A 12,252-nucleotide genomic window follows, 5' to 3' on the forward strand; every position below is an offset into this window, starting at 1 on the left:
GCCGGAAACCGGCCCACAGGTTGATCGCATCGGTGAAATTCTGCATCCCGCGATCATAGCAAGGTCCGCGCCGCTGCACCTGACCTTCAGATGCCTTTGCGCCCAGGCGTCAGCCATCCGGCATAGGGGTTTGCGCGGCACGGCACGTTACAATATGGGCATGACACGCAAAACCCGCACTCAACCCATGCAACCCGCTCCGGAAGTCGACGAGAACGGGTATGACCGTCCCAGCAAATCGCAGCTCAAGCGTGACATGCACGCGCTGCAGGAACTGGGCGAAGCACTGATCGCGCTGCCGAAAGACGCGCTCAAGCGCATGCCGATGCCAGAAGCGCTGAACGACGCAGTCCGCGAAGCTCGCCGCATTACCGATCACGAAGGCAAGCGCCGGCAGGTGCAGTACGTCGGCCGCGTGATGCGCGGGCTGCTGGATACCGAAACCGCCGCGCTGCGCACCGCACTGGATAGCTACCGTGGTGTCAACAAGGCTGAAACGGCCCGCCTGCACTGGATCGAACGCACGCGCGAAAAGCTGCTTGCCGACGACGCGGCGCTGACCGAATTCATCCGCCAGCACCCGGCCGCCGACCCGCAGGAAGGCCGCACGCTGATCCGCAACGCACGTAAAGAGCAGCAGCAGGCGAGGCCGCCGCGCTATTTCCGCGAACTGTTCCAGTGGATCAAGGATGCGAGCAAAACCGGCGACGACGACGATGAAGCCGACGGCGCCCGCGAGGACGACGACGATGACGACACCGAAGCGTAACCACCCTGACGAAATCCTGATCGGCCTCGTGTCGATCAGCGACCGCGCGAGCACGGGCGTCTACGAAGACAAGGGCATTCCGGCGTTACAGGCGTGGCTGGGCACTGCGCTCGCCTCACCGTGGCGCGTCGAAACCCGGCTGATTCAGGACGACGCCGCCACCATTTCGGCAACGCTCGTTGCGCTGGTCGATGAAACGGGCTGCGATCTGGTGCTGACAACGGGCGGCACCGGCCCGTCGCGGCGCGACGTCACGCCGGAAGCGACGCTGGCGGTGGGAACGAAGGAAATGCCGGGATTCGGCGAGCAGATGCGGCAGATCAGCCTGAATTTCGTGCCGACCGCGATCCTGTCGCGGCAGGTCGCGGTGGTCCGCGAAACAGCGGAGCACGCCGCGCTGATCGTCAATCTGCCCGGTCAGCCGAAATCGATCAGGGAAACGCTGGAAGGTCTGCGCGACGAGGCGGGTGCCGTGACCGTGCCGGGCATTTTTGCTGCGGTGCCCTACTGCATCGATCTGATCGGCGGCCCGTATGTGGAGACGAACCCGGACGTGGTGAAGGCGTTCCGCCCGAAGAGCGCACAGCGCGCTCCCCGGTAGGCTTTTAGACCGCGGGACGGAAAGTCAGATCGCGACGGCGGCAGCGCCGGGCGCGCTGGCCTCTGGAATCAGGAAGTGCTCGCGGTAATACTTCAGCTCGTCGATCGATTCATGGATGTCGGCGAGCGCCGTGTGCATCGCGCGCTTCTGGAAGCCTTTGTAGATCGTAGGCTGCCAGCGGCGGCACAGTTCCTTCAGCGTGCTGACGTCAAGGTTGCGGTAGTGGAAAAAGCGCTCGAGGTCGGGCATCCAGCGCGCCATGAAACGGCGGTCCTGGCAGATCGAGTTGCCGCACATCGGCGATTTGCCCGGCGGTGCGAACTCGCCGAGGAACGCGCGGATCTGTTCGGTCGCTTCGGCTTCGCTGACCGTCGACGCGCGCACACGGTCGATCAGGCCCGAGCGGCCGTGCGTGTTCTGGTTCCACTGGTCCATTTTTGCGAGCGTTTCGTCGCTCTGATGGATGGCGATCACCGGGCCTTCGATCAACTTGTCGAGCGTGGAATTGGTCACCACGACGGCGATCTCGATGATGCGGTCGGTGTCCGGCTCGAGGCCTGTCATTTCCATGTCGAGCCAGATGAGATTCATGTCGCTGCGAACGAGCGGAGTCTGGCCAGCGGCGTCGAGGGTGTCAGTCATGAAGGCAACCTTGGTTGTCAGGCGTTGGACGCGGGTGGAGGTGAGTTGACGTTGCTGCGTGCACTTCGCCCGGCACGCCCGAACGCCGTTGAAACAGTTCGTATAAGCACAACCCGCCAGCCGGCGGGAAGAAACATATAATTCTCGCATAGATACCACGGATCCCCGGATGCCTACCCTGTACTTCACCGTTCTGTTCGTGATCGCCGTTGTGGCGATGGTCGGAACCAAACTCTGGCTCGCGTCGCGGCAAACCCGCTTCGTGGCGGCGCACCGCAATCAGGTGCCGCCGCAGTTTTCCACGACCATTCCACTGCCGGCGCACCAGCGTGCCGCCGATTACACCGTCGAGCGCACGCGCCTGACGATGGTCGAAGTCGTCGTTAGCGCCGCGGTGCTGATCGGGCTGACGCTGCTTGGCGGCGTCCAGGCGCTGGATCTTGGTATGACCGACTGGCTCGGTCGTGGCTACGGCGGGCAGATTGCGCTGGTCGCGGCGGTGGTCGCGATCACGGGCGTGATCGATCTACCGTTCGACTATTACCGTCAGTTCGTCATCGAAGACCGTTTCGGCTTCAACCGGATGAGCCGGCGCATCTTCTTCGCCGATCGTATCAAGAGCGCACTGCTGGGCGTCGCGTTCGGTCTGCCATTGCTGTTCGTCGTGCTGTGGCTGATGAACCAGGCGGGCAGCCTGTGGTGGCTGTGGACGTGGATCGTGTGGGTCGCGTTCCAGATGCTCGTGCTGATCCTGTATCCGACGTTCATCGCGCCGCTCTTCAACAAGTTCGAACCGCTGAAGGACGAAGCGCTGAAAAGCCGCATCGAGGCCCTGATGAAGCGTTGTGGCTTCGCCGCCAAGGGTCTCTTCGTCATGGACGGCAGCCGTCGTTCGGCACACGGGAACGCGTATTTCACGGGCTTCGGCGCAGCCAAGCGCATCGTATTCTTCGACACGCTGCTTGCGCGCCTCTCGGGTAACGAGATCGAAGCCGTGCTCGCGCATGAACTGGGCCACTTCAAGCGTCGCCACGTGATCAAGCGGATGGTGGTCACGTTCGCGATCAGCCTCGTGATGCTCGCGCTCCTCGGCTGGCTGTCGCAACGTGTGTGGTTCTACGAAGGGCTCGGCGTGCGGCCTTCGCTGACGGGCGGCAATAGCGGCCTTGCGCTCGTGCTGTTCTTCCTCGCCGTGCCCGTGTTCCTGTTCTTCGTGACGCCGCTTGGCAGCCTCAGTTCGCGCAAGCATGAGTTCGAGGCCGACGCATTTGCCGCCACGCAGACGGATGCCAAAGACCTCGTCAACGCGCTCGTCAAGCTGTACGAGGATAACGCGTCCACGCTCACGCCCGACCCGCTCTACACCGCTTTCTACTACTCGCATCCGCCGGCGTCGCAGCGGATCGACCGCCTGCTGCGACACGCATGAGCGACCGTTCGCCGAAAGCGGCCCGCGCCGCGGCCAGCGCGCAGAAGCAAGTACACGGACTCGTCGTCGCGGCGCATGGCCGCCACTACCTCGTCGTGCCGGACGACGGCGGCGCGCCGCTGCAATGCTTCCCGCGCGGCAAGAAAAGCGAGGTCGCCGTTGGCGATCGCGTGACTTACGAAGCCGCATCAGCAGACCAGGGCGTGATCGTCGCCATCGACGAGCGGCGCAACCTGCTCTACCGGTCGGATCAGTACAAGTCGAAGCTCTTCGCCGCAAACCTCGATCAGCTGCTGATCGTGCTGGCGACCGAGCCGCATTTCAGCGAGGACCTGCTTGGCCGCGCGCTGGTTGCCGCCGAGGCGAACGAACTGAAGCCCCTGATCATGCTGAACAAGACCGATGTCGAGGCGGCGTTGCCCGGCGCCCGTGCGCGGCTCGCGCGCTATCGCGAACTTGGCTATCCGGTGGTGGAAGTGTCGATCAGGACGCAACCCGATCAAGCCCGTGCGGCGCTCGGTAAGCATCTGAACGGCCATTCGACGCTGCTGCTCGGCCAGTCCGGCATGGGCAAATCGACGCTCGTGAATCTGCTCGTACCGAACGCCGAAGTCGCGACGCGTGAAATTTCGACGGCACTCAACAGCGGCCGCCATACGACGACGTACACTCGCCTCTATCCGCTGCCCGACGGCGGGTCGCTCACCGACTCGCCGGGCTTCCAGGAATTTGGTCTGCATCATCTGACCGAGGGGCGTCTCGAGCGCGCGTTTCCGGAATTCCGTCCGCTGCTCGCGGATTGCCGCTTCTACAACTGTCACCATCTGCACGAACCCGGCTGCGCGATCCTCGAAGCCGTCGCCGATGACCGCATCGCGCGTGAACGTCATGCGCTTTACGCGCAACTCGTCCACGAAGCCAGTCAGATCGTTCGCTGACAGCCGACGCCCGACCCGCCATGATGAAACTGATGCGCGCACCGAACGTGTTGATCGGACAGCACTGGATCAACGTGCTGTCGGCGGCGGGCATTACATGCCAGCTGCATAACCGCTATCTGAATGGCGCGCTCGGCGAAATTCCGGCGGACCAGTGCGCGCCGGAGTTGTGGCTTGTCGATGAACGCGACGAAGCGCTTGCACGTAGATTGATCGAAGCGGCGTCCCGCGGACCCGCTGACGGCGCACCGACATGGCGTTGCGGCCAGTGCGGCGAGACACTCGAGGCGCAGTTCACGGTGTGCTGGCAATGCGGGACGGCTCGGGATCCGCTGAACGGCTGATCCTCGCTGCGCTGCGCCGCGGGATCAGTTCAGATTCCGGCCTCTTTTGCTTTGCAAAATGGTGGGTACGCCGCGAAACTCAGGCAAGCCAGACCGCGATTGTCAGCATGAGCAGAATGATCATCCACAGGATGACCGCCCGCCACACAAGCCCAACCGCCGATTGCAGCGTGCGGGGCGTGCAGTCGTCACCGACCTGCATCGGGCCGCCGTCGCCGGTGGAAAGTGCGTCGAGGCTCGACGGTTCGGCAAGCGGTCCGCTCAGACGTGCACCGAGCGCCCCGCTACCGGCTGCGAGCAGCACGCCATCGTTGGCATCGGGCCACTGACGCGCATGATTGCGCCACGCATAAATCGCATCCTCGAAGTTGCCGACGATCGCAAAGCCCAGTGACGTCAGCCGCGCCGGTACCCAGTCGATCACGAAGAACGCGCGCTGCGCGAAGGTGGAAAACGCCGGTGTGCGGTCGTCGGCCGGCTTCGACCACGTCCGCGCCAGATACTCGGCGATGCGGTACAGCACCGCGCCTGCAGGCCCGACCGGCACGAGGAACCAGAAGAACACGCCGAACACATGCCGGTGCGATGCGATCACCGCGTAAATCAGCGTGTGACGCACAATTTCGCTGACCGGCATATCGACCGTCTCCAGGCCCGTCCATTCATTGAGAATTTCGCGGGCGCGCGGCACGTCGTCGTTATTGAGCGCGAGATGAATGTCGGTGAAATAGTGGCTGAACTGCCGGAAACCGAGCGTGAAGTACACGATCACGACGTTCCACAGGAACGCGAGCACGAAGTTGATCTCGTACAGCACGTAGTAGACAACGCCAACGAAGAGCGTCCAGGGCAGCACGACGACAAGCCAGGCGAGGATTCCGTGCTTCTGCTTGCCGGCATCGAAACCATGCGCGGCAGACTCCGCATGGTACTGAAGCAGCGCCGACACCGGATTGTTGGGCGACAGCGCGCGTAACTGTTCGATGATGAGAGCCAGCAATACGGAGAAAAATGTCATGCGGTGCGCCGTGCTATTCGGGTTTATGCGGTTGTTTTGTAACGATAGCACAGGGTCGGATGAGCCTGAGCGTGCAAAGGGCGCAAACGCTTGCCGCGTGAGCCGGTCTATTGGGTCAGGCCGCGAGGAAGCGATAGAAATTGCGCAACATGCCCGCCGTTGCACCCCAGATGAAGTGATGACCGTCCGATTCGCTGCGCGGATAAGGCATCGCAAAAAAACGACGCTCACCGCCCTCCCAACGAAACACGCGGACCTCGTGACGCGCCGGGTCCATCAGAAAGGCGAGCGGCACTTCGAAGATTTCTGCAACTTCGAGCGTATCTGCTTCGACCGTGAATGGCGGATGCACGAGACCGACCACCGGTGTCACGCGAAAACCCGTGCCCGTCAGGTAGTCCGGCAGCGAACCGAGCACCTCGACGCGCTTCGGGTCGAGCGCGACCTCTTCCTGAGCTTCGCGCAATGCAGTGGCCGTCGCGTTCGCGTCGTATGTTTCCTGTCGGCCGCCCGGAAAACTGACCTGGCCAGCGTGATCGTTGAGATGGTCAGCGCGCTGCGTCAACAGCACAGTGAGCCCCTGGTCGCGCACGACGAGCGGCACCAGTACCGCAGCGAGCCGCGGATCGCCTTCTCGCAGACGCGTTTCCACTACCGGCTCCGGCGCCCACTCCAGGCTTTCCTCAAAACGCATGCGCAGACCATCGGGCGTCAGACGTTCAGGCGCAACCGCAGGCAGATGGACACCGGTCGATTCGACAGGCAGGGCTTCGGGTTCAAATACGGGGCGGGTCAACGGGATTCCCGAAAACGGGCGAATGGATTGGACATATCGCTATTCTGACGTACCAAAGAAAAAAGCACCCGCGAAGGGTGCTTTTTCTTACAGCTCTTACAGGTTTTAGGCCTGGGAAGCAGCACGGTCTTTCGAGACCAGCTTTTCCTTGATCCGGGCCGACTTGCCCGAACGATCGCGCAGGTAGTACAGCTTCGCGCGACGGACATCGCCACGCCGCTTCACGACGATGCTTGCCAAAAGCGGCGAGTACGTCTGGAACGTACGCTCAACGCCTTCGCCCGACGAAATCTTGCGGACGATGAACGCCGAATTGAGGCCACGATTGCGCTTGGCAATCACGACGCCTTCGTAAGCCTGCACACGCTTACGCGTGCCTTCAACCACGTTCACGCTCACGATCACCGTATCGCCAGGGGCGAATTCGGGGATGGTCTTGCCTGCGAGCGCGCGCTCGATTTCTTCCTGCTCGAGTTTTGCAATCAGATTCATCACTGACTCCTAAGTCCATCTTGTCGGCGTTCGTACCTGCCTTGCGTAGGGGTTGCCTTGTGCGCGCGGCTACGGCCCCGATAGAGGATGGGTTCACATCTGGTGCCGCACACGCATGCGCGACACCGCCTGGTGCTCACTCGGAATCACGAAGGCTTACGCCTTCGAGGCTTCTTTCGCGAGACTTGCAAGCCATGCCTCATCGGCACGGCTCAACATCTTGTTCTTTCTGGCGCGATCGATCAGATCGGGACGCTTGTGCATCGTATTGCGCAACGCTTCACGCCGACGCCACAGTTCGATTTCCGCATGATGGCCGCCGAGCAGCACATCGGGAACACGCACGCCGTCGTATTCTTCGGGACGCGTGTAGTGCGGGCAATCCAGCAGTACATCGACGAAACTGTCCTGCACAGCCGATTGCGAGTCGTTCAGCACGCCCGGCAACTGACGCACGACGGCATCCATCAACGCCATCGCCGGCAATTCACCGCCGGACAGTACGAAATCGCCAAGACTCACTTCTTCATCGACAACCCGATCAATCAAACGCTGGTCGATCGCTTCATAGCGACCGCACAGCAGGATCAAACCTGGTTGCTGCGCGAACTGCATCACGCGATCGTGATTGAGCGTTGCACCCTGCGGCGACATCATCACGACGCGCGCACGGGTCACACCCTGCTCCGCCTGCGCGGCTTTCGCTGCGCCAATCGCATCTTCGAGCGGCTTTGCGAGCATGACCATCCCGGGACCGCCACCATAGGGCCGATCGTCGATGGTACGGTAGTTGTCGGTCGTGAAATCGCGCGGATTCCACGTACGCAAACCGTATCGCTGCTGCTTCGCTGCCCGACTGGTGATACCCCATTCGGTCAATGCGCGAAACATGTCAGGAAAGAGCGTGACGACATCGAACTGCACCGCTCCCCCCATTCAGCGAATCGTGCCCGGCACCATGATTGCCGGTACCGCGTTTAATAATCAGCTTCCCAGTCGACGACAATCTTCTTCGCCGCCTGATCCACCGTTTTGACGTAGACGCCGACAAACGGAATCAGACGCTCGCCGGTAACCGGCTGGCTGTCTTTCCCGGTAGTCGGGTACTCGATGCGCAGTACCGAATGCGCACCGTTGTCGATCATGTCGGCTACTTTGCCGAGCGCGACGCCGGCTTCGTTGACGACATCCAGGCCGAGCAGGTCGACCCAGTAGAATTCGTCGGCTTCGAGCGCCGGGAAGTCGCTGCGACGCACGTACACGCTGTGACCGCGCAGCGACAACGCCACGTCACGGTCAGTCGTGCCGCCCAGATGGGCAACGATGCTGTCACTATGTATCTTCGACTGCAGCACAGGTGCCGAGCGACGTTCGCGGCCTTTCATCAGCCACCAGCGTTTTGCGCTCAGCAAGGCGTCGCCGCCTCGTCCGGCGTCCGCATGCGCGGCCACCTTCACCCAACCCTTGAGGCCGTATGCGTCGACGATCGCGCCAACTTCAACAGCGTCGTCGGGCCAGCTCTCCGCCGATTCAGCGCGCATTTCTGCCGCACCCGAACCCGCCGCTGCCGGCGCAGCCCGCTCTACCGGCTTGCGAACGAAGGCGCCAAATGAAGCCTCGCCACGGTTCGCGGCTTTAGTACGGCCTGAGCCGTCGGAATCACGCGCGGACATCAGCAAACCTCACAGCCAGCTTCAAGCCAACTTCAGAAAATACGTGCGCATCCGGCACGCCGCACAGTTCGCGCGACACGCCCGCGATGCGCATGCTAGCTACCATTAAGCAGCCGGCTGCGCCTTTTGCGCTTCCTTCACGAGACGCTGGACGGTCGGCGACAGTTGCGCGCCAACACCTTGCCAGTACGTCAGGCGGTCTTGAGCGATACGCAGCGACTCACCCTTCGTTGCGACCGGGTTGTAGAAGCCAACGCGTTCGATGAAGCGGCCGTCACGACGGTTACGCGAATCGGTTGCGACGATGTTGTAGAACGGGCGCTTCTTGGAGCCGCCACGAGCCAAGCGGATGATGACCATACTGGAATCCTTGAAATCCGGGGTTCGGAACCACTGAAACGCGAGATTATAGCCGGAAAGCAACGCCATAACAAACACTTACGAGGATAAACTGCAAAGCGCGGTTGCGACGGGCGGACATCGTCTGCAACGCAGTGGCAGGGAAATCGCCCGATTATCCATGCGGGAGGCGCATGAAAACTGCTTTTCGTCCGATGTTCGCGACCCGGTCGATGCACGCCTGCGGGCGATATGGCCTGCTGCTGGCAGTTTCATTTCTGCTAGGCAGCATGGCCGTTATGGATGCGATCGCCGCGCCTCCGCCAGTCGACCGGATCAGGTTGCCACCGGGATTTCACATCGAGATTCTGGCCGACAACGTGCCTTCCGCGCGCGAAATGGCTTTTTCACCAAAAGGCATTCTGTACGCGGGCAGCTTCGACGGCTACGTTTATGCCCTCGAACTGCATGATGGGCGAGTCGCCGCCCGTCACGTGATCGCGTCCGGACTGGACACGCCGGCGGGCGTTGCGTGGCGCGACGGCGTGCTCTACGTATCAGCGGTGTCGAAAATCCTGCGTTTCGATGCGATCGACGACCATCTGGCCGATCCGCCGAAGCCAGTCGTCGTCACGGACAAGTTGCCCACCGAGCACCACCACGGCTGGAAATTCATCGCGTTCGGCCCGGACGGCAAACTGTATGTGCCGCAGGGCGCGCCCTGCAACATCTGCCTTCCCGACCGCGACCACTACGCCATGCTCGGCCGCATGGATGCGGATGGCAGCCACTATGAAACGATCGCACGCGGCGTCCGCAACACGGTCGGATTCGCCTGGCATCCAGCAACGCACGAATTGTGGTTCACCGATAACGGCCGCGACATGCTCGGTGACGATCGCCCCGACGACGAGCTCAATCGCGCCCCGCGCGCCGGGATGGACTTCGGCTACCCCTTCTGTCACGCAGGCGATATCGCCGACCCGGAATTCGGCAAGGATCATCCGTGCAGCGGCTTCACGCCGCCGGTCGCGAAGCTCGGCGCGCACGTCGCGGCGCTCGGTATGCGCTTCTATACAGGCGCGATGTTCCCCGCCGACTACCGAAACAACATCTTCATCGCCGAACACGGCTCGTGGAATCGCAGCAGGAAGATCGGCTACCGCGTCGTGCGCGTGATTGTGAACGCGGACGGCAGCAACCCGCGCCAGGAAGTGTTCGCCCAGGGCTGGCTGATGCCGGACGAAAGCGTCTGGGGCCGCCCCGCCGACGTGCTGCCGCTCCCCGACGGCTCGCTCCTGATCAGCGACGACTACGCCGGCGCGATCTATCGCGTGACCTGGTCGACGCCTTGAGCCGAACGCGCAGACACCCGCCGGCGCCAGGGGCGCCAGGGGCGATAAGGCCAACGTGACCTGCGACGCGCGTGGGGCGTAGAATGCGCGTCGGCCCGCGCACCCGCCGCGGCATGCGCGCCTGACGCGTCCATCCTGTTGTTTGTGAAACCCAGCCTTCGCCTATGTCCACTGTCGCCTCGCTTTCCCCACGCTTCAGATCCAAGACGATTACCGCAGCGCTCGCCTTCTTTTTCGGCAGTCTGGGCGCGCATCGCTTCTATCTGTATGGCATGCGCGACGTGTACGGCTGGGCGCATCTGCTCGGCACGCTGATCGGCATTCCGGGCTACATGCTGCTCGCCGCCACCGAACGCGCGTCGACCCTCGGCTGGATCCTCGTGTTTCCCGGCGCAATCTCCCTTCTCGCAGCGTTCCTCGCGGCGATCGTCTACGGATTGCGCCCCGATGAAAAATGGGACGCGCAGTTCAATGCACAGACCGGGAAACAAAGCCGCTCGGGCTGGACCGTGATCTTCATCGTCATCTTCTCGCTGCTGATCGGCGCGTTTCTGCTGATGACGGGACTCGCGCTTTCGTTCCAGACATACTTCGAGTCGCAGGTCCAGGCGGCGAAAACGCTTTCGCAATGACGCGTCTGGCCCCTTCCAAACGACCTAAAACAGATCGAGCTGGGGATTTTCCGGGGCGGCCGGCCGCGCGAGCGGCTCAGCAGAACGAGACCCAGCGGGACGAAACAGCGACATATCCAGAATGCCGCGTTGCCGCTCGTTCAGACCCAGCTTCCGGGCAGCCTTGTGAAAGCGCTGCTTGAGCAGATCCGCCCACAGCCCTTCGCCTTTCATCCGCGTCGCGAACGACGCGTCGTAATCCTTGCCGCCGCGCATGTCGCGCACACGACTCATCACGCGATCGGCGCGATCCGGAAAATGCGCGGCGAGCCAGTCTTTAAATAGCGGCGCGACTTCCCATGGCAACCGCAGCACAATGAAGCTGGCGGACGACGCGCCCGCCTCCGCGCACGCTTCCAGCACGCGCTCCATATCCGGCTCGGTGATGAACGGAATCACCGGCGCGATGCTGACGCCCACCGGCACCCCCGCCTCGCTCAACGTTTTGACTGTGCGTAACCGTCGCGCGGGCGTCGCGGCGCGCGGCTCCAGCGTGCGGGCGATGTCGGCATCGAGCGTCGTGATCGTAATGGCGGCCATCACCTGACCACGCGCGGCCATTGGCGCGAGCAGGTCGAGATCGCGCTCGATCAGCGACGACTTCGTGATCGCCGCAAACGGATGTCCACGATCGTGTAGCACCTGGATGACACCACGGGTCAAGCGCAGGTCACGCTCCACCGGTTGCCACGCATCGGTATTCACGCCCAATGCGATCGGCTCCGGAACGTACGACTTTTTCGATATCTCCCGCTCAAGCAGTTCCGGCGCGTTGATCTTGGCGTAGATGCGGCTCTCGAAATCCAGCCCGGGCGAAAGCCCCAGATAGCTATGCGTGGGGCGCGCGAAGCAATAAATGCATCCGTGTTCACAGCCCCGATAGGGATTGAGCGACACGCTGAATGGAATGTCCGGCGAAGCATTGCGCGTCAGGATCGATTTCGCCCGCTCCTCGAAGACCTGCGTGCGCAATGCGGGCGTGCCGCTTTCCTCATCTGCGGGGGACAGCACCCAGCCGTCATCGAACGCTTCGCGCTGGTCGACTTCATAGCGGCCCTGCAGGTTCGACACCGCGCCGCGCCCCTTGCGGGGTGCCGGTGGGGCGATCGGATATTCGTCGGCGGAATCGGTCACGGCACAGAAAGCAAAACGTCGCAGATACTGTATAAATATACAGTATCTGCG

15 protein-coding genes are annotated in these 12,252 nt (G+C 62.6%); 7 read left to right on the forward strand and 8 right to left on the reverse strand.

Annotation, left to right across the window (positions count from 1 at the left end):
- The first annotated feature begins 160 nt into the window (after nucleotides 1-160).
- On the forward strand, nucleotides 161-769 hold the full coding sequence (gene yjgA, locus P3T21_RS15850) for a ribosome biogenesis factor YjgA (protein ID WP_429256864.1): 609 nt from the start codon (nucleotides 161-163) through the stop codon (nucleotides 767-769).
- Entirely contained in the window at nucleotides 750-1,370 is a 621-nt protein-coding gene (gene mog / locus P3T21_RS15855; protein WP_429256865.1) for a molybdopterin adenylyltransferase, read from the forward strand. Before yjgA ends, mog begins: the two co-directional genes overlap by 20 nt.
- A gap of 24 nt (nucleotides 1,371-1,394) precedes the next feature.
- Here mog and orn read toward each other — a convergent pair whose 3' ends face one another.
- Entirely contained in the window at nucleotides 1,395-2,012 is a 618-nt protein-coding gene (gene orn, locus P3T21_RS15860; RefSeq protein ID WP_429256866.1) for an oligoribonuclease, read from the reverse strand.
- Between the two features lie 169 nt (nucleotides 2,013-2,181).
- On the opposite strand from orn, the gene P3T21_RS15865 reads away from it, so the two are divergent.
- The 3 genes from P3T21_RS15865 to P3T21_RS15875 are packed head-to-tail and all read left to right on the forward strand — an operon-like array spanning nucleotide 2,182 to nucleotide 4,723.
- The gene (locus tag P3T21_RS15865) at nucleotides 2,182-3,441 is read left to right on the forward strand and encodes a M48 family metallopeptidase (RefSeq protein WP_429256867.1); all 1,260 of its coding nucleotides are present in this window, start codon (nucleotides 2,182-2,184) and stop codon (nucleotides 3,439-3,441) included.
- Nucleotides 3,438-4,379, forward strand: coding sequence for a ribosome small subunit-dependent GTPase A (rsgA, locus tag P3T21_RS15870; RefSeq protein WP_429256868.1), 942 nt, complete (start codon nucleotides 3,438-3,440; stop codon nucleotides 4,377-4,379). Before P3T21_RS15865 ends, rsgA begins: the two co-directional genes overlap by 4 nt.
- 23 nt (nucleotides 4,380-4,402) lie before the next feature.
- On the forward strand, nucleotides 4,403-4,723 hold the full coding sequence (locus tag P3T21_RS15875) for a DUF2007 domain-containing protein (protein WP_429256945.1): 321 nt from the start codon (nucleotides 4,403-4,405) through the stop codon (nucleotides 4,721-4,723).
- A 79-nt stretch (nucleotides 4,724-4,802) separates the two neighbouring features.
- On the opposite strand, the gene P3T21_RS15880 is transcribed toward P3T21_RS15875, so the two are convergent.
- The 6 genes from P3T21_RS15880 to rpsP all read right to left on the reverse strand — a co-directional run bounded on the left by P3T21_RS15880 (nucleotide 4,803) and on the right by rpsP (nucleotide 9,062).
- On the reverse strand, nucleotides 4,803-5,741 hold the full coding sequence (locus tag P3T21_RS15880; RefSeq protein WP_429256869.1) for a CobD/CbiB family protein: 939 nt from the start codon (nucleotides 5,739-5,741) through the stop codon (nucleotides 4,803-4,805).
- Nucleotides 5,742-5,856: 115 nt separating this feature from the next.
- Nucleotides 5,857-6,537, reverse strand: coding sequence for a CoA pyrophosphatase (locus tag P3T21_RS15885; RefSeq protein WP_429256870.1), 681 nt, complete (start codon nucleotides 6,535-6,537; stop codon nucleotides 5,857-5,859).
- A 105-nt stretch (nucleotides 6,538-6,642) separates the two neighbouring features.
- Nucleotides 6,643-7,029 carry a 50S ribosomal protein L19 gene (gene rplS / locus P3T21_RS15890; protein WP_429256871.1) on the reverse strand — a complete coding sequence of 129 codons (387 nt, stop codon included), beginning with the start codon at nucleotides 7,027-7,029 and terminating at the stop codon, nucleotides 6,643-6,645.
- Nucleotides 7,030-7,185: 156 nt separating this feature from the next.
- Nucleotides 7,186-7,965 carry a tRNA (guanosine(37)-N1)-methyltransferase TrmD gene (trmD, locus tag P3T21_RS15895; RefSeq protein WP_429256872.1) on the reverse strand — a complete coding sequence of 260 codons (780 nt, stop codon included), beginning with the start codon at nucleotides 7,963-7,965 and terminating at the stop codon, nucleotides 7,186-7,188.
- Nucleotides 7,966-8,006: 41 nt separating this feature from the next.
- A complete protein-coding gene (rimM, locus tag P3T21_RS15900; RefSeq protein WP_429256873.1) occupies nucleotides 8,007-8,702 on the reverse strand; it encodes a ribosome maturation factor RimM in 696 nt (231 codons plus the stop codon).
- Nucleotides 8,703-8,807: 105 nt separating this feature from the next.
- Entirely contained in the window at nucleotides 8,808-9,062 is a 255-nt protein-coding gene (gene rpsP, locus P3T21_RS15905) for a 30S ribosomal protein S16 (protein WP_006476550.1), read from the reverse strand.
- Nucleotides 9,063-9,331: 269 nt separating this feature from the next.
- Between rpsP and P3T21_RS15910 the strand changes: the two genes are divergently transcribed.
- Nucleotides 9,332-10,396: a PQQ-dependent sugar dehydrogenase gene (locus P3T21_RS15910; protein WP_429256946.1), complete on the forward strand. Its 1,065-nt coding sequence runs from the start codon at nucleotides 9,332-9,334 to the stop codon at nucleotides 10,394-10,396.
- Nucleotides 10,397-10,560: 164 nt separating this feature from the next.
- Nucleotides 10,561-11,028 carry an NINE protein gene (locus P3T21_RS15915; RefSeq protein ID WP_429256874.1) on the forward strand — a complete coding sequence of 156 codons (468 nt, stop codon included), beginning with the start codon at nucleotides 10,561-10,563 and terminating at the stop codon, nucleotides 11,026-11,028.
- 24 nt (nucleotides 11,029-11,052) lie between these two features.
- Here P3T21_RS15915 and P3T21_RS15920 read toward each other — a convergent pair whose 3' ends face one another.
- Entirely contained in the window at nucleotides 11,053-12,201 is a 1,149-nt protein-coding gene (locus P3T21_RS15920) for a PA0069 family radical SAM protein (RefSeq protein ID WP_429256875.1), read from the reverse strand.
- Nucleotides 12,202-12,252: the final 51 nt, after the last annotated feature.

The organism is Paraburkholderia sp. GAS334, from assembly GCF_050436625.1.
Lineage (GTDB): Bacteria > Pseudomonadota > Gammaproteobacteria > Burkholderiales > Burkholderiaceae > Paraburkholderia.

Excerpts from the sequence above, each read along its gene's own strand:
- yjgA (WP_429256864.1), top strand. The coding sequence starts at position 161 with ATGACACGCAAAACCCGCACTCAACCCATGCAACCCGCTCCGGAAGTC.
- mog (WP_429256865.1), top strand. The coding sequence starts at position 750 with ATGACGACACCGAAGCGTAACCACCCTGACGAAATCCTGATCGGCCTC.
- orn (WP_429256866.1), bottom strand. The coding sequence starts at position 2,012 with ATGACTGACACCCTCGACGCCGCTGGCCAGACTCCGCTCGTTCGCAGC.
- P3T21_RS15865 (WP_429256867.1), top strand. The coding sequence starts at position 2,182 with ATGCCTACCCTGTACTTCACCGTTCTGTTCGTGATCGCCGTTGTGGCG.
- rsgA (WP_429256868.1), top strand. The coding sequence starts at position 3,438 with ATGAGCGACCGTTCGCCGAAAGCGGCCCGCGCCGCGGCCAGCGCGCAG.
- P3T21_RS15875 (WP_429256945.1), top strand. The coding sequence starts at position 4,403 with ATGAAACTGATGCGCGCACCGAACGTGTTGATCGGACAGCACTGGATC.
- P3T21_RS15880 (WP_429256869.1), bottom strand. The coding sequence starts at position 5,741 with ATGACATTTTTCTCCGTATTGCTGGCTCTCATCATCGAACAGTTACGC.
- rplS (WP_429256871.1), bottom strand. The coding sequence starts at position 7,029 with ATGAATCTGATTGCAAAACTCGAGCAGGAAGAAATCGAGCGCGCGCTC.
- trmD (WP_429256872.1), bottom strand. The coding sequence starts at position 7,965 with ATGGGGGGAGCGGTGCAGTTCGATGTCGTCACGCTCTTTCCTGACATG.
- rimM (WP_429256873.1), bottom strand. The coding sequence starts at position 8,702 with ATGTCCGCGCGTGATTCCGACGGCTCAGGCCGTACTAAAGCCGCGAAC.
- rpsP (WP_006476550.1), bottom strand. The coding sequence starts at position 9,062 with ATGGTCATCATCCGCTTGGCTCGTGGCGGCTCCAAGAAGCGCCCGTTC.
- P3T21_RS15910 (WP_429256946.1), top strand. The coding sequence starts at position 9,332 with ATGGCCGTTATGGATGCGATCGCCGCGCCTCCGCCAGTCGACCGGATC.
- P3T21_RS15915 (WP_429256874.1), top strand. The coding sequence starts at position 10,561 with ATGTCCACTGTCGCCTCGCTTTCCCCACGCTTCAGATCCAAGACGATT.